We start from the raw sequence: 21246 nt of genomic DNA on the forward strand, positions 1-21246 counted from the left end.
ACATCTATGGGGATATTTTGTAATATAGCAATGATATATTACAATTAATCATCAAGCAAATGACTAAAAACCTTTAAATCTGAAAAAACAAACACACTACACAAATCATCCCAAACAACCAAACGATTGATCTCGTGGTTGGCCAATTAGCGATATAGCAAATGAGATAGGCGATACGCGCAATCACAAATCCCATTGCAAGTAGATCGATTCTGTCTTGTGGAGCATGCGCTACTGATGCAATGATGACAGCGGCAAAGAATAAAGGGAGCGACTCAAATAAATTGGCTTGAGCAGCATTCGCTCTGGCTCTAAACCCAGTTTGCTTAGCCAACCATTGCCGTGGCATAGCATTGTCATAGCCCTGAAAACCTTTTTTAGCAATGCCTGCTGCTACATAAGGCAGAAGACCCATCAACAGAATGCAAGCGTAAGCAATAGTCATTAGAAATACCTTTAGTTAATTTTTAGTTATTTGGTGATCTTTTTGGAGCCAATACGACTCTCTTTGCCATTGAGTAAATTCTGGATATTGCTGCGGTGGCGCCAGATGAGTAATGCACATACAGCCAGGAGCGCTAGGCCCATTGGCTGAAAGCCAAATAAAAATACAAAATAAATGGGCCCAAAGATTGCAGCTGCTAATGCTGCTAAAGATGAGTAGCGCATAAACATCGCCACAATAATCCAAGTGCTCAGCGTAGCCAATCCCAAGATCCAATTAATACCAAACAAAATACCGCAAGCGGTAGCAACTCCTTTGCCACCTTTAAAGCCATGAAATATGGGGAAGAGATGACCCAAGAACACTGCGATCACAACGCCGCACAAGAGCCAGGAGTTCATGGTGGAAGTAAGAGATTCATCGCCGAGTAAAACTCGTGCCAACATGACAGCAAAGTATCCCTTTAATGCATCGCCAATGAGAGTTAGCACTGCAGCTAATTTATTACCCGTGCGCAGCACATTGGTAGCCCCGGGATTACCAGAACCATAAGAGTGAGGATCCGGTAAGCGCATGCATTTACTAACCACTACCGCAAAAGAGATAGAGCCTATTAAATAGGCAAGCGGGATTATTAAGAGATCGAGGGTTAATTCCATACCGCTATCTTAAACACTTATGAACCCCTAGGATGGTGCTGCTGATGTATCGATTTGAGGCGTTCACGGGCCACATGGGTATAGATCTGGGTAGTGGAGATATCCGCATGGCCCAAAAGGAGCTGTACTACCCTTAAATCAGCCCCATGATTTAGTAAATGGGTGGCAAATGCATGGCGCAGAGTATGGGGTGATAAAGCCACCGGAATATTCGCTAACGTTGCATAGCGCTTAATCAGCGCCCAGAATGCTTGTCTAGTTAAACCAGTGCCAGTGTGGCGCCCTACAAACACTGCATCAGTCGTTTTACCCTCCAGCAAAGGAGTGCGCGCTTCAGCAAGATAACGCCTTAACCACTGCCCTGCTTCACCACCAAATGGCACTAAGCGCTCTTTGCCGCCTTTGCCATTGACCACTCGCACTACACCTTCATTTAGACCCAGGGCAACGGTTTTTAAAGAAACGATTTCGGAGACGCGCAAGCCACTGGCGTACATTAGTTCCAGCATGGTGCGATCACGCAAACCTAATGGCGTATCAATATCAGGCGCATTGAGTAATGCGGTAACTTGATCTTCACTCAAGGTCTTTGGAAAACGTAGCGCTTGTTTAGCAGCGCGCAAACCAATACATGGATCGCTCTTTACTAAATTAATACGGAGTGCATGACGATAGAAACGCTTAAAAACTGTTAGTCGCCGATTAGCAGTGGTCGCCTTATCGGCACGACGATGCGCTATGTAGGCAGTGAGGTCTTTTTCAGTAACGCCATAAAGATCGCCGCCAGACTCCTTGTATAGCCACTGAGCCAATAACAATAGGTCTCTACGGTATGCGGCCAAGCTATTTTGGGCCAGGCCATCCTCTAGCCAGCAAGCATCACAGAAACGCTCAATGGCCTCTTGGCTTGATAATGAAATTTGAGGTATATTTTTTTTCATCCTATCGGTTTAATGCTGCACGATAAGCCGCTTCAACAGCGCGAAGAATGGTTGCATGCAAAGTGCCGAGCTTGGGCATATTGCCATGTGGGCTTCTAACGGGTACTTTGAAATAGCGCTCAGACCACGGCAGATCCACAATCACCTTGAAGTTAAACTTTGTGTCGTAAGCCAATCCAGCCAATGCATAAGCAGCTGGATTCTTGGTCTGAGTTATCGCCACCTCGCCAGCTTTAAGCCTGGTCAGATTCTGGGATGTTCCATACACCACGCTGACCTGGTTACCATCATCCCGACGCTCGACACTCAGAACGATGGCTGGTCTGGGTTTGGGTCCTGGTTCACTATTAGGAACTTCGGGAAACAAACACCAAACGATATCGCCAGGTGCTGGCAACACCCAAGTCTGACTCATGCAAACAATGTATCGCGTGCAAGCAGTTTTCCTTTTGGTAAGCGCTTGGCTGCATCCTCGCGTAATGCCAAGACTTGTTTTGCGGTCAATGGACCATCATCAGGAGCATAAGAAGGTAAAACATCAGTAGCAAATTTTGACAAGGCCATATGAATAACCTGCGTTTCATTGACATCGAGTTCTTTAGCAATTGCTTTAACCGTTGTTCGAGTCACGCCAAATTGGGTGTCTTTAGAACGGAATTTGACCAACAGGTTTTCGTTTGAAGCTCTCATCATGGCACCTCATTAATGTATATATAAAGTATATACTATTTTGGGTTCAAGTGCAATCTTTACACCCTTAATTAAATGGGATTAAACCCAAACCTACGACAAATTATGGGTGCCTGTTTTAGTGAATTTCCTTGTTCCTTTACCCAATAAAGCCCTATCTCAGCTTTCCAAATATCCCAACTTGAGACTTAATAGTCGCAGAGTGGGGCCTTAGATTTGGAGTTGCCGCCCTAAATGCTTTATTTAAATCAAAATAATCAGAAGCATCATTTATTTCCCAAAACCTTCTTTCATCAAACTCTGATTCAAACATAGGTATGGGTTTAACTGCCTTCATTGCGCTCCAAGCATCTTCTTAGTCACGGAAATTATTAAAGCCCAATGGCGCTTCCGTTACTTCTTTTTTGAGCAGGGCCATAGTTTCTTGTAAATCATCGCGCTTTGCACCAGTGACGCGTACTGCATCACCCTGAATACTGGCTTGCACCTTAAGCTTGCTGTCTTTAATAATGCGCACCACTTTTTTAGCTAGATCCGAAGTGATGCCCTTTTGAATCTTCATCGTTTGCTTGCGCTTATCACTGCCAATAGTTTCTGTTTTCTCATCTTTGAGATAACGCACATCCACATTGCGCTTGGCCATTTTGTTAATCAGCACATCACGCACTTGACCTAATTTAAAGTCGTCATCACCAAACAAGATTAATGCTTCATCTTTTTGCTCTACACGGCTATCTGAACCCTTAAAGTCAAAACGGTTAGTGATTTCTTTATTAGATTGCTCGATGGCATTTTTGAGCTCAACCATGTCTGGTTCGCATACAACGTCAAATGTTGGCATTTTTACTCCCTATATTTTCTTAAATAATCTTGCAATCTTGCATTTTCTAGAGATTTCGACACTCTTTCCAGCTTTAGCGCCCCAAAAATATGCTCTAGATGCATTTACGAATAAGATTGTGGCATGAACCGTGTTCAAAATGCGCCCCAACCCGCAAAATTGATCCCAAATTTGGGATTGAAGCACCGCAACACCTTTGGCTTTGATGCTAGCGCGGAACTGGCCTATGAAATTACTTCGCCAGAGCAAATCCCGGAAGTGATCTCTACAGTTACTAACCAGAAACTTACATGGCGGGTTTTGGGTGGCGGCAGCAACGTCATTCTTCCCAAAGTTCTTCCCGGAGTAACTCTCCTTATCAATATCACCGGGCAAGAAATCATTTCCTCGGATGACGATGCTACCTACTTAGCAGTTGGTGGAGGCGTTAATTGGCATGAACTCGTTGCCTGGACTTTAGAGAACAACCTGCCTGGCCTAGAAAACCTAGCACTTATTCCTGGCACGGTCGGTGCTGCACCGATTCAAAACATTGGCGCCTATGGTGTTGAGATCGCAGATTATATTGATCGTATTGAAGCCTTTGACGCCAAAGACCAAGCCTTTGTCACTCTCACAAAAGATGCTTGCCACTTTGCTTATCGCGATAGCTACTTCAAACAAAATCCCCATCGCTTTATTGTGACAAAGGTCGTTTTTAGAATTCACAAGAACTGGAATGCACGCATTCACTATGCCGATCTTGCAAAACAATTTACAGACAATTCCAATCCGAGTCCTGAAGAGATCTTTTTAGCAGTCTGTAAGATCCGCACACACAAACTACCTGACCCCAAAATGATTGGTAATGCTGGTAGCTTCTTCCAGAATCCCATTGTTCCCAATGAGCAATATGAAACCTTGCTTAAGGCCCATGCTGATTTAGTGTCCTACCCGGATGTAACCGGCAAGCGAAAACTAGCCGCTGGATGGCTCATTGATCAATGTGGCTTTAAAGGTCAACGCATGGGTTCGGTTGGCATCTATGAAAACCAAGCACTCGTATTAGTTAATCACGGTGGTGGAACCGCTCAAGATATTCTTGGTCTTGCTAAATGCATACAAGACAAAGTGCGTGCAAAGTTTGGTGTCAGCCTACAGATTGAACCAAATATTTTGTAGTCCCTTGCATTAACCTTACCTCCAGCGAGGTAAGTAAGCCCCATACCCTAAATAGGGGTAATTCAGTCAAAGATAATATTTGGCTCCCCGCCAATCTCAAAAGTGGACGACTGCCTCTCGATGCTACAAAACACAACATATATGTTAATATTTGCATGAACTCAAAACAAATGAAAAAGTGGCTTGAACTACAAGGCGCCACATTTCTCCCTGGCAAAGGATCGCATTTAAAGGTGTTTCTAAAAGGCAAACAATCTTCTTTGCCAATGCATGGAACGACTGAACTCGGCAAAGGTTTAGAAGCGGCTATTAAACGTCAATTAGGCTTGAAATAATGGAATATATGTTTAGATACCCTGCAACATTCGCCAAAGATGGCCGCAGCATACTCGTAACGTTCAGTGACATTCCTGAAGCTATTACTTTCGGCAAGAATGAATCGGATGCATTTGAGAAGGCTGTTGAAGCGTTAGAGACTGGTCTATCTTTTTATGTAGATTCCCGCAAACCATTACCGAAGGCAAGCAAAGCAAAGCGCGGTCAAAAATTAATCAGCCCATCAGCACTTGAATCAGCCAAACTTGGCATCTATCAAGCCATGATGGATCAGGGTATCAAAAAGGCTGAATTAGCGCGTCGTCTAGGTTGGCATATGCCCCAGATCGATCGCTTATTTGATCTCAAACATTCTTCTAAATTTGATCAGATTGAATCTGCGGCAAATGCGCTTGGTTGTCATATCGAAATAACAGTGGCAGCTTAAAAACTTAAGGCGCTTGGGCTGGTCCCAAGCTAGGTGCTTTGGTAGGTGCAGCAACTCCCACAAAAATCACCACGCCATCTCCACCTGGATTTGAAACAATATCGTTTAATCCAGAGGGCTTCCAATTATTTGTAGCCCAAATATTGCCGGCCATATCTGTATTTACTGAAGTCAATCGCATCAAGGGTAAGTAGGATGGGGGTGCGCCTGTTCCATATAAAGGTTGCCCAGAGTTCAGAAGGACCTGGCTGCCTGCAGATGGGAGGGTGTAGCCAGTGCTTGGAGTGATTGCCGATCCCATCGCTATACCTGTAGGGCAATTTGATGTTGCGCCACAGAGTTGCACGATGCTATATCGAGCACTAGGGGATGAAGTTCCAAAATTGGCAACCCATACATTTCCCTTTGCATCTAATGAAATGCCCCATGGACCATTAATGCCTTGTCCTGTGTAAGTTCCGACAATCGCGCCACTTGCATTGATTGCATAAACAGTAGACGTCGAGCCTGCTGCAACCCAAGCATTACCCAGCGAGTCTACGGCCACACCTTTTGGATTGCTACCGCTTGGCAGTGTGACTGTAAATAATTTAGAGATTACGCCATTACTAAAGCGTAATTTAGAAACCGTATCCGATCCTGTATAGGTAACCCACGCATATCCATCACTAGTAATAGCCATACCAAACGGTTGAATATTGCTGTCTAAGTAACTAATAGGTGTTGTTGTTTGGTTTGGATAAACTACCACGGCATTGTCACCATAGCTGGCCATCCAAATATTATTAGATTGATCGACTGCAGTTCCCTGCACTCGCAGCAAACCAGCGGTATATCCAGCATCTGGAGAAATGGGTACACCAACTGATGATAATTTTGCTACCGCTCCGCTGGTGGGGACATTATTGCCCCATCCAAAACTGCCTGACCAAATAAATCCAAGCTTATCTATCGCAATCCCAAATCCTGAACCCAAAATACCGCCGCCAGTAATAGGTGAGCTTGGAGTATTGGAAGCCCCATTAGCAGGCAGGCCATTGGGCTTCAGAACAACCAAACAATTGGCGGAGTTGGGTGTTCCTTGAATCACATTGTTATTAATCCAGGCATAACCCTTGGTATCAAACGCCACATTAGCTGGGCCACCAAAAGGACAGGCAGCACTACCGGCGTTATTAACCTTGACCGCCATTGTCCAGGCATCGAGCTTTTGTAGTGGTGCAGAGGAATTTGGCCCCTGGCTAGCAGTAAGCGCTGGTGTGTAGCTTGTCACCACACTGCCTAAGTTATAGATACCGCTAACATTGACTGCGGGATTTAAAGCGATATTGACGATCGCTTGCAAGGTATTCTTAGGTGTAATGCCACCTGTAGAAGGAGTTAGGGCAAATAAATTCGTGCACGCATTAGCAACACCTTGAGTACATCCTGCCAAGACATTCGCTAATGTTCCAAGCGCACTCCAGGTATTAGTTTCATAACCGTTAGGCGAAGTCTGAATGACTTTAGATGCAGAGCCAGATTCTGCAGAAACTAAATTCTCTGCCATGCCCGCAGCAATACTTAATGGTAGAGCACTCCCGGCTACCGAATAGTCATCACGAAATAATTGCGCAAAGGCATAAGCGGATGCCACGGTAGTGAGCTCATTAATGCGTACTGCAGATAACGGCCCCGTCCCTAAGCTTGCCATTAGCTGGATGCTTGGAGATTTGCTAGCTACCGCATAGTAAGTAATCGGATTGCTGCTTGTATTTGCGGAATTACTGGGAACCTTGACAGAAAAATTACCAGCACCATCCGATGTAGTCTGAGCGACAACCGATGGTGTGCCAGACTGAATTTGATAAACCACAATTGTGGCGCCCTCAATAGCAACTGGTGTTGATCCTCCACCTGAACTCACTACACCATTAATGACAGTGCTGTTACCGGAACCACTGCTTGGACAACCCGTCAGCATTGCAATCAAGAATGATGTACACGTTAATGCAATCAACCTTAAGATTAGTCGCTGCATATTATTTTTGTTCCGCTGGATTTACTTCTGAAAATTCTACATCTACCTGCCCTTCGGCTAGACGTATTTGATAACTATTACTTACGTTCAACTCAGATGGTTTACGAATGGCGTGCAGCTCTTCTTTGTTTTTACTCAGGATCACAGCATAGCCACGCTCTAGTGTTCTCTGAGGATTCAACATCTCCAACTGGGATTGGTAGTGTGATTGATTGCGCTTCCAATTTTCCATACGCACAGACCAGGCTTGGTTAAGGCGTTGCTGCCACCCTTGAATTTGCTCGCGCATACGATCCGGGTTAGGCAATGCATGACTCAAGCGAAGCGCTAATTGATCTAGCGTTTGTGCCTCGCGTTCAACTCGTTGGTTAATACGCTGGAGCAGTGCTTGCATGAAGGAATCTAGCTCTTGCAACATTTGATCTCGGCGTGGCGCCGCTAGCTCTGCTGCGCCCGTCGGGGTTGGTGCTCGTAAGTCTGCAACAAAATCCGCAATCGTGAAATCGGTTTCATGCCCAACACCGCTCACTACTGGAATAGATGAATCTGCAATCGCATAAGCCAGTTGTTCATCATTAAATGCCCAGAGATCTTCAATGCTGCCTCCACCGCGTACTAACAAAATGACATCTACTGCTTTTTCTTTTTCGGCAGCTTTGAGTGCGGCAATAATTCCGGCCGGTGCATCTGGGCCTTGAACTAATGTTGGGTAAACCACAATCGGAATATGCGGCGCTCTTCTGGCTAAAGTACTTAAGACATCTTTAAGTGCGGCCGCTTGGGGTGATGTGATGATGCCGATGGATCGCGGATGCGTTGGTATCTCACGCTTGCGCTCATCATCAAACAAGCCTTCTTTTGCGAGCTTGGCTTTCAGTTTTAAGAAGGCTTCATAGAGACCGCCCATACCAGCGCGACGCAAAGTCTGAATCGTGAGCTGAATATCCCCACGAGGAACATACATTCCTAAGCTAGCGCTAACTTCCACCAAATCCCCAGATTGAGGCATGAACCCAACCTGGCCATTGCGACCGCGGAACATAACGCAACGAATCTGACCTTCTGCGTCTTTTAATGAGAAATACCAATGCCCACTGTCATAAGCCTTGAAGTTGGAAATCTCCCCGCTCACCCAGACAGTATCGAAACGGTCCTCTAAAGAGGCAGCAATGGCGCGGTTTAGATCACCAACACTCAGAATTTCCCTTGATATTTCCGACATTTTTTCTCTTTAATCTCACAACTATCTGGCTTAGGCGCCAATAAATATCCACAGATACAGATTCACTCTAGGTTTAATCCTCATAAGTAAGTAATTACTGACCCAAAACGTCTCATAAATCCAACATCTAAAATACAAGCTATTGATTTATATAGGAATTAATTAGACTAATAAATTCGCTTTGAACCAATATAAAACCGTGTCAACGATCAATCAAGGACTTACAGAGCAAACTCAAAAAAGTTTTGCACAGAGTTATCCACAGGCTAGCTTTCCGAAACAGGCTTTTTAATTCAGCTAAAGTACTGAGCTTATGTACTCCATCTTACTATCCGCTGGCTGGCCTATTTGGCCCCTCCTCATCATCTCCATATTGGGCTTAGCAATCGCCTTAGAGCGTTGCTGGTATCTGCGACAAACGCATATATTCCCCAAAAATTGCCTGGAAAGCGTGTTTTCTCTTGCAAATCAGTTGGTTGGGAACAAATCCAGCGTTTCAGAGCAGCAGATTACGGAATTGGCCAACCTTTCTCCTGCAAGCCCTTTATTGGCATGCGCACTGAAAGAGAAATTGTCTGGCAGTAATGCCGATGCTGCGCTGGAGGAGTTGCAAGTGACCGCACAGAGCACTTGGCTAAAGTTGGACCGCTACTTAGGCGCACTTGCCACGATCGCCACAGTCGCTCCGCTATTGGGTTTATTTGGCACTGTCGTGGGCATGATTGAAATCTTTGGCAGCCAAGGCGCGATTAATGGCGCTGCTGGTAGTCCACAACAATTAGCACATGGAATTTCAGTCGCTTTGTACAACACGGCATTTGGACTCATGATTGCTATTCCTGCTCTTGCAGCGTGGCGTGGTTTGCGCGCAATGGCCAATCAACGTCAACGTGAATACGAAGAATTTACTCGTCAACTGTTTAAGAAGCTCTATCCAAACGTTTCAAACGACGCTGCTGACATTTCAAAATGAGTTGGTTAGAAACACACCCGCGAGCTAAGAGAAGATTTTCTCTTGGGGGTAGTGCTACACCTGTAGAACCAGAGATCAATCTGATTCCCTTTATTGATGTGCTCTTGGTAGTCCTGATCTTTTTAATGATCTCTACAACCTTCACACGTTATCAAGAGTTAGCCATTACTTTACCCACCGCTAATGGCAATGAGAGCCAAGTAGAAGTAAAGCAAATTCATATTGCAGTGAGTCGAGATGGTCGCTTTGCTGTTAACGGCAAAGTAGTAGATCGCTCTCAACTCAGTAGTGCGTTAACTCAGTTAAGCGGTCAAAGTAGTCAGAAGGAAGGTACCAGCTCTCCGCAAGTCAACATTGATGCGGATGCTAGGGCGCCCCACCAGGCAGTCATGAGCGCACTGGAAGCGGCGCGCGATGCCAATCTCTCAAATATTGTCTTTAGTAGCCAAACCAAGAAGTAATCAGAGAACAAAGAAAAATATTCTTCATGTCCTTTTCTTTTTTCCGTAAAGCCCCTAAGTTTTGGGAAAGACGTGGTCCCACGAGTTTATTGCTATGGCCACTCTCTTGGCTTTATGGCCTAGTGGTGCGTGTACGTAAGTTAATTCTGGATACGGGCTTAGTAAAACAAAAGCCTGCTCCAGTACCAGTGATTATTGTGGGCAATATTCGTGTAGGCGGCACTGGCAAGACGCCCATCGTGATTGCTCTTGCGGAACGCCTTAGTCACCTTGGATGGAGGCCTGGAATTATTAGTCGAGGCTATGGATCTTCTTCTCAAATCACACCATTACAAGTTCGCAGTGATTCTGATCCCAACCTTGTTGGCGACGAACCCGTCTTAATTGCCAAACGTACACATGATGAATTTCCAATCTGGGTTTTTCCAAAGCGTCAAAAAAGTATTCGGGCCTTACTCAAACATTCTCCAGATGTAAATGTGATCATTAGTGATGATGGCCTGCAACATAGCGGCCTAGCTCGCTGGCCTGCTCGCGAAGGTGGTCGTGATATCGAATTCGTAGTGCGTGATGGACGGGGTGAAGGCAATCGCTTTTTGCTGCCCGCCGGTCCTTTGCGTGAACCAGCGACACGCGAACGCGATGCTACCCTTTTTACTGGAAAAACAAAGGATATTGAAACTAAGCTTGGCCCCCAGGATGAATACTTTTTAGGGCGTCGCGCATTTTCACTCTTGGGTAATTTAGGTAATGTCTACCAATTAATCAATCCCACCAATACGCAGACGCTTGCTCAAATTGCGGATAGCTATCTACCAAACAAAATTACTGCTGTTGCCGCCTTGGGTAATCCACAGCGCTTTTTTGATGATCTACTTAAACAGGGCATTGTCGCTAAATCGATTCCTTTGCCTGATCATGCGACCTATACCCCTGAGTTCTTTGAGAAGATCAACGCACAATGCATCCTCATTACCGAAAAGGATGCTGTGAAATGCGCAGCTATTACAGATGAGCGTATTTGGGTGGTGCCAATGACGCTCGCCCTCCCAGACAGCTTGGCTGACTGGCTGCAATCCATTCTGCAAAGACCCAATCCTTATCGCTATACCTTGTAGGTTTAGCGTACATAGCACTACACTGTGTCCTCACCTATATAGATCACCATTAAAGAAATCATGGATAAACGACTACTCGATATTTTGGTTTGCCCTTTGTGCAAAAGCCAATTGCATTTAAATGCCGAGAAACATGAGCTTATTTGCAAGGCCGATCGCCTGGCTTACCCCATTCGGGATGATGTGCCAGTAATGCTGGTTGAAGAAGCGCGCAGCCTCAGCGCTGACGAAATCGCCTAAGTATTCACTGCTCAATCTCAATGAACGCTGACTCCAAAGCTCCTGATTTTTTAGTAGTGATTCCGGCTCGCCTGGGATCTACTCGCTTACCTCGAAAACCTCTGGCTGACATTGGTGGTAAACCGATGGTGATTCGCGTGGCCGAACGTGCAAAACAATCACTTGCTCAAAGCGTTGTAGTGGCAACTGACTCACCAGAAATACAGGCCGCTTGTGATGAACACCGTATTGAGTGTTTACTGACTAGCGAGAACCACCCAACCGGAACCGATCGCATTGCAGAAGTTGCGCAATTATTAAAGCTACCTAGCAATACATTGATCGTGAATGTGCAAGGTGATGAGCCACTTATTCCACCAGAATTGATTAATCAAGTTGCCAGTACTTTGGCAGAACATGAGCAGTGCGCTATCTCCACGGTTGCCGTTCCCATTACCGATGATGCAGAGATCAATAATCCCAATGTGGTGAAAGTCGTTCTCAATCGATCAGGTGAGGCCTTGTATTTTTCAAGAGCGCCGATTCCCTTTGTGAGAGATGCAGGGGCAAGTCAAAAAACTGAGCATTTACGCCACCTAGGCATCTACGCCTACCGAGCTGACTTTTTACAGGCCTATACCCGTCTAGAGGCAGCGCCTCCAGAACAGGCTGAAGCCCTAGAACAGCTCCGCGCCCTCTGGAATGGTTACCGCATAGCGGTTCATACCGCCTCAGAAGCTCCGCCAGCTGGGGTAGACACCCCAGAAGACCTTGAAAGAGTGCGCCAGCTACTAGCTCGCTCCTAAGCCAATAAGCCAATGCCCCGCTAGCTTTAAGCTTCTCGGGGATAATCCTAGGCAATAGGTATATAAGATCCCAACAAAATACGGGACAATGTCAGCTCTTCTAAGGGGAAAACAATGCGGTTGATTCTGCTCGGTGCACCAGGTGCTGGAAAAGGCACACAAGCTCAGTTTATTTGCGCAAAATTTGCAATTCCACAAATTTCCACTGGCGATATGTTGCGCGCTGCTGTGAAAGCAGGAACTGAACTCGGTATTGCAGCCAAAAAAATTATGGATGCGGGTGGCCTTGTATCTGATGACATCATCATCGGCCTTGTTAAAGATCGCTTGACTCAACCTGATTGCAGCAAAGGCTATTTGTTTGATGGTTTTCCAAGAACCATTCCTCAAGCACAAGCCATGAAAGATGCTGGCGTTCCGATTGATTACGTTTTAGAAATCGATGTGCCATTTGAGGCCATCATCGATCGTATGGGCGGACGTCGTGTTCACCCTGCCTCTGGCCGCACTTATCACATCAAATACAACCCACCAAAGGTTGCAGGCAAAGATGATGTGACTGGCGACGACCTCATTCAGCGTGATGATGACAAAGAAGAAACCGTGCGCAAGCGTTTGCAGGTTTACGATGATCAAACCCGTCCACTAGTTGAGTACTACTCATCTTGGGCTGCGCAAGGCAGCCCAGCAGACAAGGTAAAAGCGCCAGCCTATCGCAAGATAAGCGGTACTGGTAGCGTTGAAGACATTACCGCTTCTATTTTTGCTGAATTGAAATAATTAATTGCTTTCGCAATTTTTGGATGTAAATATGGACTGCATTGCAGTCCATATTTATTTATGCATGAACAGTTAATCTCATGCCTAACGCATGTATGACTCTAGTCACAGTCTCAAAACGTGGTCGCGCCTCAATTTTTAAAGCTCTATAAAGGGACTCTCTAGTAACGCCGCTCTTTTTAGCAATGTCGCTCATTCCCTTTGCTCTGGCAATGTCGCCAATTGCAGCTACAAATAAAGCGGGGTCGCCATCTTCTAGTACAGCCGTCAAGTATCCAGCAATATCTGCATCGGTTTTTAAATAATCCACAACATCAAATTTAGATATATCTTGTATTTTTATTTTTTTTGTCTTTTTCATTTAATCCTCCATCGCCAGAAGCATCTTCTTAACTTTTTTAATATCAGCATTTTGAGTTGCCTTAGAGCCACCGCCCAACATTAAGATAACCACCCTTCCGCGCCTTAAGTAATACATTCTCCAACCAGCACCAAAATGCTCACGCATCTCCCAAATCCCGTTTGACTCAGATATTGAAGCAACATCCCCCAAATTCCCTAAAGCAACTCTGCGCAACCTTGCCAATAATCTACCTCGAGTTAAAGGGTCGCGAATAGAGCTAAGCCAGAGTTCAAATTCAACTGTTTTATCGATTTCATACATACATCAATTGTAACCAATCGATTACAGTATACATTTAAAGACCACTCAATGGAAATAGCCATTTAGAAAACTTTTAAAGACGAGTTCTCAATGCTAAATTCACACTATGACAAATACAAAAATGAGGGGGAGAATCCTTGTCGAAATGATCGAAACCTTGGAAGGCCTACATCAAAGCGGTGCACTAAGTACGGTTGACTTATGGGAATCTTTGAAAAATATAGAAAATCGCACTAAGGATTTAAAAAGTGTAAGCGCAACCACACCCAAATAAGAAAAATTTTAGATTTATTTCAACTCTTTTAAAGCGCTCTCAAAAGACTCGATATCGGCAAAGCTTCTGTAAACCGAAGCAAAACGAATATAAGCAACCTTATCAAGACGCTTGAGTTCACGCATTACCAACTCACCTACACGCTCACTAGGAATTTCTTTTTCACCCAGACTGAGGAGCTTTTCTTCAATGCGAGCAATAGATTCATCTACAGAGTCCGAAGAGACTGGGCGCTTTCGTAACGCAAGTTTGATTGAGCTAGCCAACTTATCATGACTATATTCGACCCGGCTACCGTTCTTTTTAACGATTGCTGGGAGCGCCAACTCAACACGTTCATACGTTGTAAAGCGCTTGTCGCACTTGGCACAACGTCGACGGCGACGAATAGTATCGCCTTCGTCAGATACCCGGGTATCTAGAACCTGGGTATCTTCGTTATGACAGAAAGGACAGCGCAATGAGGGCTCTTTTCTTTAATGGGTATTGATTTTTGTTACTTATCCGTAGACCGGGAAACGCTTCGTGAGCTCAGAAACTTGAGCACGCACTTTAGCGATGTTCTCAGGATCATTTGGATTATCCAAAACATCTGCAATAAAGTTTCCTACTTGTCTTGCTTCAGCTTCTTTAAATCCACGGGTAGTCATTGCTGGTGAACCCAAACGAATACCACTGGTCACCATTGGTTTTTCTGGATCGTTTGGAATACCGTTTTTGTTGCAAGTAATGTGCGCTTCACCTAAAACGCGCTCAGCTTCTTTGCCGGTCATTTTCTTGGCGCGTAAATCTACCAACATCACATGAGAATCTGTTCCACCAGAAACGATACGTAAGCCCCGTGCAATCAAAGTCTCTGCAAGTGCTTTTGCATTCGCAACAACTTGCTTTTGGTAATCAATAAAGCCCGGCTCCTGCGCCTCTTTGAATGCTGCTGCTTTACCTGCGATGACATGCATCAAAGGACCGCCCTGTAAGCCTGGGAACACTGCAGAGTTAATCGCTTTTTCGTGCTCAGCCTTCATCAAGATGATGCCGCCACGGGGGCCGCGCAAACTCTTGTGAGTAGTAGAAGTAACGATATCTGCGTGCGGTACTGGGTTTGGATAAACACCTGCTGCAACTAAGCCCGCATAGTGAGCCATGTCGACCATGAAAATCGCGCCCACTTCTTTTGCTAATTTACTGATGCGGTCGAAATCAATTTTTAAAGAGTAAGCAGATGCCCCAGCAATAATCAATTTTGGTTTGTGCTCACGAGCGAGACGCTCCATTTGCTCGTAATCAATCTCTTCATTTTTATCGAGACCGTAAGCAATTGGGTTAAACCATTTACCACTCATGTTCAACGCCATACCGTGAGTCAAGTGACCGCCTTCAGCAAGACTCATACCCATGAAGGTATCGCCTGGTTTTAAGAAAGCCAAGAACACTGCTTGGTTAGCAGATGCTCCGCAATGGGGTTGTACGTTTGCTGCTTCAGCACCAAACAATGCTTTGACACGATCAATCGCCAATTGCTCAGCAACGTCCACGAACTCGCAACCGCCGTAATAACGCTTTCCTGGATAACCTTCTGCATACTTATTGGTCAACTGAGAACCTTGGGCCTCCATTACCGCTGGTGAGGTGTAGTTCTCAGAAGCAATCAGCTCAATATGGTCTTCCTGACGCTTATTTTCGTTCTGAATGGCTGCCCATAATTGGGGATCGGTTTTGGCTAAGGTGTTTTGACGGTCAAACATGGTGATAATCCTGAAAATGTTGGATTGCTGAGTGAATTAACTTAGTAAAATCAACCTACATCATACAAAATCCATCATGACCTCTACACAAGACCTCTCATTTCTCTCCCTAGTCCTTAATGCCAGCCTATTAGTACAGTTGGTAATGTTGTTATTACTAGGGATGTCCGTCGCCTCTTGGACCATTATTTTCAAGAAAACTGCTGTTTTACGTGGGGTCCGTCAGGATACTGAGCGCTTTGAGCGCGACTTTTGGGCCGGTGGCGACCTCAATACCCTCCTGGAGGCAGCCCAGCGTAATAACCGCAATGACGCGGTCCTAGAGCATATTTTCGAAGCTGGGATGCAAGAATTTGCAAAAGGTCGTGAGATTGACGCCGCCCGTCGCGCCATGAAAGCCACCTACCAACGTGAAATGGACCTTCTAGAAGCCAATCTACCTTTCTTGGCATCTGTAGGCTCAGTTTCTCCCTATATCGGCCTCTTTGGCACCGTTTGGGGCATCATGCACTCCTTCCGCGGTTTGGCTAATGTGCAAAACGCCACCCTTTCTGCTGTAGCTCCGGGTATCGCAGAAGCATTGATTGCAACAGCGATTGGTTTGTTCGCAGCAATTCCGGCAGTAGTGGCTTACAACCGCGCAGCAACTGATGTAGACCGCCTCTCCATTCGCTTTGAAACTTTCATTGAAGAGTTCACCAATATTTTGCAGCGTCAGACTGCAGGCCGTTAATTGAAATAACGAGTGAACCGATAAGCGAAAAAATTATGGCTGGATCTTCATTACGTAAAAACAAACGTCGGGCAATGTCTGACATCAACGTCGTTCCGTACATCGACGTAATGCTGGTATTACTCGTGATCTTTATGGTCACTGCACCAATGGTCAATCCAGGTGTTGTCAACTTACCCACTGTTGGTGGCGCCAAAGTGCAATCACTACCGCCAGTCTTTCTAACGATTGATGCCAACGAGAATGTCATCGTTCGCAAAGATGGTGATCCGACTCAAACACTCAATAAATTTGAACTCGGTGCTTTTGCAAGATCACAAGCAGAAAAGTCTGCCGATCAACCCATTGTCATCGCCGCAGATAAATCCATCAAATATGAAACAGTGATGGAAGTCATGTCCAAGCTCAAAGAGAATGGCGTGAAGCGCGTTGGCCTTGCGGTCAAGACCCAGTAAGAATCTGGCCTTCATAGCTGCTCATGAATAGCGCACCTTCTTTTCAGCAATCATTTTCGCCGTTTAAGCGAGGGCGTTTTACGAAGGAAGAAAGCACTAAGCGCGCGTTTACTTTTTCACTGATTGCGCATTTAGGTTTGCTCGCTTTTTTAATGATTGGTATCAGCTGGAACAACACCACCTCTTCTGGTGTTGAAGTTGAACTTTGGGATTCCGCTCCACAGGTTGAAGCACCGCCTGAACCAGAACTCAAAACAGAAGTTAAAGAAGAAGCTGCTGATATCGCCATCAAGAAAAAGAAGGTTGAGAAAGAGCCTCCTAAAAAAGAGGTGAAAGAAACTCCTAAAGCAATAAAACCTCCTCCGCCCAAGGAGAAGGAAAAGCCGAAGAAGGAAGAGCCGCCGAAAAAGGCTGAAGCTCCTAAAGCACAGTCACCGGCAGAAACCAAAGCCAATGCCGCAGCAGAAAAAGCACGTGCAGATCAGTTAGCGCGTTTACGTGCAGCAGCTGGTGCCGAAGGTGGTAGGGGTGGAACCGTTGGCAGTGGAGTCGGCGGCGGAGGTAATGCACCTCCAGGCTGGACTGATAAAGTAATTAAAAAGGTTAAGCCATTGATCGTCTTTAACCCTGAATCTGTGAGCGGCAACCCTGCTGCAGTTATTCTGGTGAGCCTTGCTCCAGACGGAGCTATTTTGAGCACCAGCATTCAATCCTCTAGCGGCAACGCTGGCTGGGACCGTGCCGTACTCCTCGCACTTTCTCGCGCAGAAAGCCTGCCAAAAGACGACAATGGCAAAATTCCTCAACGCGAAGTAAAACTGACTTTTAAACCCAAGGATTAATGCATGTTGCAATTAGTAAAAAGACAGCTACAGAAACTAGCATCAAAATTGAACTCTTTTCGCTTGATTGTTATTGCTCTTTGTATCAGCTTTGCAATGCCTGCGCTAGCGCAGATGAATATTGAAATTACAGGCGTTGGTCAATCACTTTATCCAATCGCAGTGATGCGCTTTAAGGATGAAAATAAATTACCCACTAGCATTACTGAAATCATTCGGCAAGATTTAGCGCGCAGCGGTTACTTTAAAAATACAGAAAATGGTAATGCCGTTGAGAGTGATGATGGTACGCCTAACTACAAATCGTGGGCAGCACGCGGTGCTGATGCACTGGTGGTTGGATCAGTCGTGCAGACTGGCAATAATCAGTTTGACATTCATTACAAGCTGTTTGATGTTCGTAAATCCCAAAGTCTGGGTGGCTTAAATCTCAACTCAAGCGCCGATAACCTGCGTGCGGTTGCCCACAAAATTGCTGATGACATCATCTTCAAATTACTGGGTGAGCGTGGCGTGTTCTCCACCCGTCTCTCCTACGTCATCAAGGATGGCAAGCGCTATCGCCTGGTGATCTCGGATGCTGACGGTCAAAATATTCGCAATGCACTCAATAGTGCTGAGCCCATCATTTCCCCATCCTGGTCACCTGATGGCAAGAAAGTGGCGTACGTTTCTTTTGAAGACCGCAAGCCAGTCATTTATGTTCACGAGCTTGCTACTGGTCGTCGCATTTCTCTATCAAATCAAAAAGGCAACAACAGTGCACCAGCCTGGTCACCTGATGGTAAGAAATTAGCCATCTCATTATCTAAAGACGGCAACACTCAGATCTACGGCATCAATGCCGAGGGCACGGGTTTACATCGCTTAACTCGTGGCAACACGATTGATACTGAGCCGCAATATTCTGCTGATGGTCGCTATATCTATTTCACCAGCGATCGCGGTGGTAACCCACAAATCTATCGTATGAGTGCTGATGGCGAACAAGCTGAAGGCGTAAAACGGATTACCTTCAAACAAGGTTTTGTGACCTCACCTCGCATCTCACCTGATGGCAAGTACTTAGCTTACATTGCTAACGTTGGTGGCGCATACCGTCTCTACATTCTGAACTTAGCTACCGGTGATGCTCAGGCACTTACTGATGGCACTAGTGATGAATCTCCTTCCTTTGCTGCCAATGGCCGCTATGTTCTCTACTCCACCAAAGTGGGTGGTAAACGGGTTCTTGCTGCTGTCTCAGTAGACGGCAATTCCAAGCAAGTGTTGAGCATTCCAGGATCTGATGTACGTCAGCCATCCTGGGGTCCATTCATGGACTAGGTCCTAACTACGTTAAACCCCCTTTTAGGGGTTGAAATAGTCACTTTTGACGTTCTTGGGGGCATAATATTGTCTATTGATTCATTTATAGATTTAGCTCGTAGGAAAAAGGAAAATTCATGAAGATTTCTATCGCACGTCGCGCAGCGACATTCGCCTTGATCGGTGCCACAGCATTTTTGATGGCAGCATGCTCCAGCGTCAAACTAGATGACACTGATGGCGCCAATGGTAGCGGCAGTGGCAAATTTGGCTCACAGCCGTGGAATGATCCAAGCAGCCCACTCTTTGAGAAAAGCGTTTACTTTGGCTTTGATGAATACACCGTTCAGACTAAATACCAAAAAATGTTGTCTGCTCATGCAGGCTACTTAAAAGCGAATCCAAAGCAGAAGATCATTATTCAAGGCAATACCGATGAACGCGGCACAGCTGAATACAACTTGGCACTTGGCCAACGTCGTTCTGATGCTGTACGTAAATCATTGAACTTGATGGGCGTTTCTGACGACCAAATGGAAGCGGTGAGCTTTGGTAAAGAAAAACCAAAAGCAGAAGGTGATACCGAAGCAGCTTGGGCAGAAAATCGCCGCGCTGATATTGTTTACATCACGAACTAAATGAAGATACTTTCATGCTCAGTAAAACAAACGCTCTCACGAGCGTTTGTTTTAAGTGCTGCTCTCATTTGCTTAGGCGCATCTAATAGCGCCTGGGCGCTCTTCTCTGATGATGAAGCGCGTAAGGCAATTCTGGATCTGCGTAAGTCTCTAGCCACCACCCAGCTTGAGTTACAGGGCCAAATCGACAAACTCAAAACTGAGAATGCAGAGCTCCGTGGCAAAGTTGAAGAACTTGAGAAACAAGGCGAAGACATTAGTACCAGTCAGAAGACTTACTACCAAGATCTCGATACTCGTTTAGGTAATTTTGAGCCTCGCACCGTAACGATTGAAGGCGTTTCTGGAACAGTACAACCTGGTGAGAAAAAAGCCTACGACGACGCCTTAAAGTCATTCCAAGCAGGCAGTCTCAAAAAAGCTGATGAGGGATTTTCAGTATTTGCAGCCAAATATCCTAAAAGCCCTTACTTACCACTTGCTCTGTACTGGAGCGGTAATAGCAAATATGCGAATAAAGATTACGCCGGTGCGATTAGCCAACTACAAAGCCTAATTAAGAAATTTCCGAATCATCCACGTATTCCTGCAGCGATGGTGACTTTAGGAAACTCGCAATTAGAAAGTGGCAATAAGGCAGCAGCTAAAAAAACATTTAACGAAATCATCGCTAAGTATCCAGATACTGACGCAGCCAAGGATGCGCAGCAACTCATTGCTAGCACCAAGTAATTAATCATCTATGTCTAAGCTTTCTGCTGCATTCGAATCTCTGGCGCCCCGTAAAGCAGGCGCTCCAGCGGTCATTCTGTTTTCGGGTGGGTTGGACTCCACTACTGTTCTAGCTCTTGCCAAAGACTTGGGATATACGCCCTACGCCCTCTCGGTTGGATATGGTCAGCGTCATTCATCTGAGCTGGCAGCGGCCAAACATATTGCCAAGCAAATTGGAGTGGCACGACACGAAGTAGTTAACCTAGATCTCACTCGCTTTGGGGGCTCTGCTTTAACTGACTCCTCGATTGCAATCCCAACGACCCCCGGCAAAGATCAAGAAATCCCCGTTACCTACGTACCAGCACGCAATACGATCCTGCTATCACTTGCATTGGGTTGGGCAGAGTCATTAGGCGGACTAGATGTTTTCTATGGGGCTAATTCGGTAGATTACTCAGGCTATCCTGACTGCCGCCCTGAATATGTTGCCTCTTTTGAACATATGGCTAACCTAGCTACTAAAGCAGGTGTAGAAGCCATCAATGATGCAAATCGTTTTAGAGTGCACGCGCCTATCATCAGCCTAACTAAAGGTGAAATCATCCAGCTAGGAAGCACTCTAGGCGTTGATTACTCGCAAACAGTCTCTTGCTACCAAGCTAATGATTTGGGTGAAGCTTGTGGAGAATGTGAGTCTTGCCGTCTAAGGCAGGCAGGCTTTAAGCAAGCTAATGTGGGCGATCCTACTCGCTACCAAAAAAAGTATTAAAC

At 45.6% G+C, this 21246-nt stretch carries 29 protein-coding genes; 16 read left to right on the top strand and 13 right to left on the bottom strand.

What is annotated here, in order from left to right:
- Positions 1 to 73: 73 nt before the first annotated feature.
- The 7 genes from ICN40_RS05395 to ICN40_RS05425 form a co-directional block, all read right to left on the bottom strand.
- Positions 74 to 445, bottom strand: coding sequence for an MAPEG family protein (locus ICN40_RS05395; protein ID WP_216242674.1), 372 nt, complete (start codon positions 443 to 445; stop codon positions 74 to 76).
- 26 nt (positions 446 to 471) lie between these two features.
- On the bottom strand, positions 472 to 1104 hold the full coding sequence (gene plsY, locus ICN40_RS05400) for a glycerol-3-phosphate 1-O-acyltransferase PlsY (protein ID WP_216242675.1): 633 nt from the start codon (positions 1102 to 1104) through the stop codon (positions 472 to 474).
- A 17-nt stretch (positions 1105 to 1121) separates the two neighbouring features.
- The gene (gene xerD, locus ICN40_RS05405; protein WP_216242676.1) at positions 1122 to 2045 is read right to left on the bottom strand and encodes a site-specific tyrosine recombinase XerD; all 924 of its coding nucleotides are present in this window, start codon (positions 2043 to 2045) and stop codon (positions 1122 to 1124) included.
- A 1-nt stretch (position 2046) separates the two neighbouring features.
- Positions 2047 to 2460 carry a type II toxin-antitoxin system PemK/MazF family toxin gene (locus ICN40_RS05410; protein WP_216242677.1) on the bottom strand — a complete coding sequence of 138 codons (414 nt, stop codon included), beginning with the start codon at positions 2458 to 2460 and terminating at the stop codon, positions 2047 to 2049.
- Complete coding sequence (locus ICN40_RS05415; protein ID WP_216242914.1) at positions 2457 to 2738, bottom strand: hypothetical protein; 282 nt, start codon at positions 2736 to 2738, stop codon at positions 2457 to 2459. The genes ICN40_RS05410 and ICN40_RS05415 overlap by 4 nt, the downstream gene beginning before the upstream one ends.
- A 151-nt stretch (positions 2739 to 2889) precedes the next feature.
- On the bottom strand, positions 2890 to 3072 hold the full coding sequence (locus tag ICN40_RS05420; RefSeq protein WP_216242678.1) for a CopG family antitoxin: 183 nt from the start codon (positions 3070 to 3072) through the stop codon (positions 2890 to 2892).
- An 18-nt stretch (positions 3073 to 3090) separates the two neighbouring features.
- Entirely contained in the window at positions 3091 to 3576 is a 486-nt protein-coding gene (locus ICN40_RS05425) for a YajQ family cyclic di-GMP-binding protein (RefSeq protein WP_215321476.1), read from the bottom strand.
- A 123-nt stretch (positions 3577 to 3699) separates the two neighbouring features.
- On the opposite strand from ICN40_RS05425, the gene murB reads away from it, so the two are divergent.
- From murB to ICN40_RS05440, 3 genes are all read left to right on the top strand, one after another.
- On the top strand, positions 3700 to 4737 hold the full coding sequence (gene murB / locus ICN40_RS05430; protein WP_216242679.1) for a UDP-N-acetylmuramate dehydrogenase: 1038 nt from the start codon (positions 3700 to 3702) through the stop codon (positions 4735 to 4737).
- Positions 4738 to 4892: 155 nt separating this feature from the next.
- Positions 4893 to 5072, top strand: coding sequence for a type II toxin-antitoxin system HicA family toxin (locus ICN40_RS05435; RefSeq protein WP_216189216.1), 180 nt, complete (start codon positions 4893 to 4895; stop codon positions 5070 to 5072).
- Positions 5073 to 5080: 8 nt separating this feature from the next.
- Positions 5081 to 5500, top strand: a complete 420-nt coding sequence (locus ICN40_RS05440) for a type II toxin-antitoxin system HicB family antitoxin (RefSeq protein ID WP_255561210.1) — start codon at positions 5081 to 5083, stop codon at positions 5498 to 5500.
- A gap of 4 nt (positions 5501 to 5504) precedes the next feature.
- Here the strand turns inward: ICN40_RS05440 and ICN40_RS05445 are convergent, their stop codons facing one another.
- Both ICN40_RS05445 and xseA read right to left on the bottom strand, forming a co-directional pair.
- The gene (locus ICN40_RS05445) at positions 5505 to 7520 is read right to left on the bottom strand and encodes a hypothetical protein (RefSeq protein WP_216242682.1); all 2016 of its coding nucleotides are present in this window, start codon (positions 7518 to 7520) and stop codon (positions 5505 to 5507) included.
- A gap of 1 nt (position 7521) precedes the next feature.
- A complete protein-coding gene (gene xseA, locus ICN40_RS05450) occupies positions 7522 to 8742 on the bottom strand; it encodes an exodeoxyribonuclease VII large subunit (protein ID WP_216242684.1) in 1221 nt (406 codons plus the stop codon).
- 313 nt (positions 8743 to 9055) lie between these two features.
- Between xseA and ICN40_RS05455 the strand changes: the two genes are divergently transcribed.
- From ICN40_RS05455 to adk, 6 genes are all read left to right on the top strand, one after another.
- A complete protein-coding gene (locus tag ICN40_RS05455) occupies positions 9056 to 9715 on the top strand; it encodes a MotA/TolQ/ExbB proton channel family protein (RefSeq protein WP_216242686.1) in 660 nt (219 codons plus the stop codon).
- Positions 9712 to 10176: a biopolymer transporter ExbD gene (locus ICN40_RS05460; RefSeq protein ID WP_216242688.1), complete on the top strand. Its 465-nt coding sequence runs from the start codon at positions 9712 to 9714 to the stop codon at positions 10174 to 10176. Before ICN40_RS05455 ends, ICN40_RS05460 begins: the two co-directional genes overlap by 4 nt.
- Before the next feature lie 26 nt (positions 10177 to 10202).
- A complete protein-coding gene (gene lpxK / locus ICN40_RS05465) occupies positions 10203 to 11294 on the top strand; it encodes a tetraacyldisaccharide 4'-kinase (RefSeq protein ID WP_216242689.1) in 1092 nt (363 codons plus the stop codon).
- Between the two features lie 60 nt (positions 11295 to 11354).
- A complete protein-coding gene (locus ICN40_RS05470; RefSeq protein ID WP_215321469.1) occupies positions 11355 to 11534 on the top strand; it encodes a Trm112 family protein in 180 nt (59 codons plus the stop codon).
- 20 nt (positions 11535 to 11554) lie between these two features.
- Positions 11555 to 12319, top strand: coding sequence for a 3-deoxy-manno-octulosonate cytidylyltransferase (gene kdsB, locus ICN40_RS05475; protein WP_216242690.1), 765 nt, complete (start codon positions 11555 to 11557; stop codon positions 12317 to 12319).
- A gap of 114 nt (positions 12320 to 12433) precedes the next feature.
- Positions 12434 to 13099, top strand: coding sequence for an adenylate kinase (gene adk, locus ICN40_RS05480; RefSeq protein ID WP_216242691.1), 666 nt, complete (start codon positions 12434 to 12436; stop codon positions 13097 to 13099).
- Positions 13100 to 13157: 58 nt separating this feature from the next.
- On the opposite strand, the gene ICN40_RS05485 is transcribed toward adk, so the two are convergent.
- The 4 genes from ICN40_RS05485 to glyA form a co-directional block, all read right to left on the bottom strand.
- A complete protein-coding gene (locus ICN40_RS05485) occupies positions 13158 to 13460 on the bottom strand; it encodes an addiction module antidote protein (RefSeq protein ID WP_216242692.1) in 303 nt (100 codons plus the stop codon).
- Positions 13461 to 13763: a type II toxin-antitoxin system RelE/ParE family toxin gene (locus ICN40_RS05490; protein ID WP_216242693.1), complete on the bottom strand. Its 303-nt coding sequence runs from the start codon at positions 13761 to 13763 to the stop codon at positions 13461 to 13463.
- Positions 13764 to 14051: 288 nt separating this feature from the next.
- The gene (gene nrdR / locus ICN40_RS05495) at positions 14052 to 14498 is read right to left on the bottom strand and encodes a transcriptional regulator NrdR (protein ID WP_215360817.1); all 447 of its coding nucleotides are present in this window, start codon (positions 14496 to 14498) and stop codon (positions 14052 to 14054) included.
- A 39-nt stretch (positions 14499 to 14537) separates the two neighbouring features.
- The gene (gene glyA / locus ICN40_RS05500) at positions 14538 to 15782 is read right to left on the bottom strand and encodes a serine hydroxymethyltransferase (RefSeq protein ID WP_216242694.1); all 1245 of its coding nucleotides are present in this window, start codon (positions 15780 to 15782) and stop codon (positions 14538 to 14540) included.
- 76 nt (positions 15783 to 15858) lie between these two features.
- Between glyA and tolQ the strand changes: the two genes are divergently transcribed.
- From tolQ to queC, 7 genes are all read left to right on the top strand, one after another.
- Positions 15859 to 16515 (top strand): protein TolQ, encoded by a 657-nt coding sequence (gene tolQ / locus ICN40_RS05505; protein ID WP_215362629.1) that lies wholly within the window; start codon positions 15859 to 15861, stop codon positions 16513 to 16515.
- A 35-nt stretch (positions 16516 to 16550) separates the two neighbouring features.
- On the top strand, positions 16551 to 16970 hold the full coding sequence (gene tolR / locus ICN40_RS05510; protein ID WP_072583297.1) for a protein TolR: 420 nt from the start codon (positions 16551 to 16553) through the stop codon (positions 16968 to 16970).
- 23 nt (positions 16971 to 16993) lie between these two features.
- The gene (gene tolA, locus ICN40_RS05515; protein ID WP_216121641.1) at positions 16994 to 17812 is read left to right on the top strand and encodes a cell envelope integrity protein TolA; all 819 of its coding nucleotides are present in this window, start codon (positions 16994 to 16996) and stop codon (positions 17810 to 17812) included.
- A 3-nt stretch (positions 17813 to 17815) separates the two neighbouring features.
- On the top strand, positions 17816 to 19138 hold the full coding sequence (tolB, locus tag ICN40_RS05520) for a Tol-Pal system beta propeller repeat protein TolB (RefSeq protein WP_216242695.1): 1323 nt from the start codon (positions 17816 to 17818) through the stop codon (positions 19136 to 19138).
- A 119-nt stretch (positions 19139 to 19257) separates the two neighbouring features.
- Positions 19258 to 19758, top strand: coding sequence for a peptidoglycan-associated lipoprotein Pal (pal, locus tag ICN40_RS05525; protein WP_216121639.1), 501 nt, complete (start codon positions 19258 to 19260; stop codon positions 19756 to 19758).
- On the top strand, positions 19759 to 20490 hold the full coding sequence (ybgF, locus tag ICN40_RS05530; protein WP_216242697.1) for a tol-pal system protein YbgF: 732 nt from the start codon (positions 19759 to 19761) through the stop codon (positions 20488 to 20490).
- Positions 20491 to 20500: 10 nt separating this feature from the next.
- Positions 20501 to 21244, top strand: a complete 744-nt coding sequence (gene queC, locus ICN40_RS05535) for a 7-cyano-7-deazaguanine synthase QueC (RefSeq protein WP_072583301.1) — start codon at positions 20501 to 20503, stop codon at positions 21242 to 21244.
- The last annotated feature ends 2 nt before the right edge of the window (positions 21245 to 21246 follow it).

Origin of the sequence: Polynucleobacter sp. Fuers-14 (genome assembly GCF_018882045.1) — a bacterium.
Taxonomy (GTDB): Bacteria; Pseudomonadota; Gammaproteobacteria; order Burkholderiales; family Burkholderiaceae; genus Polynucleobacter.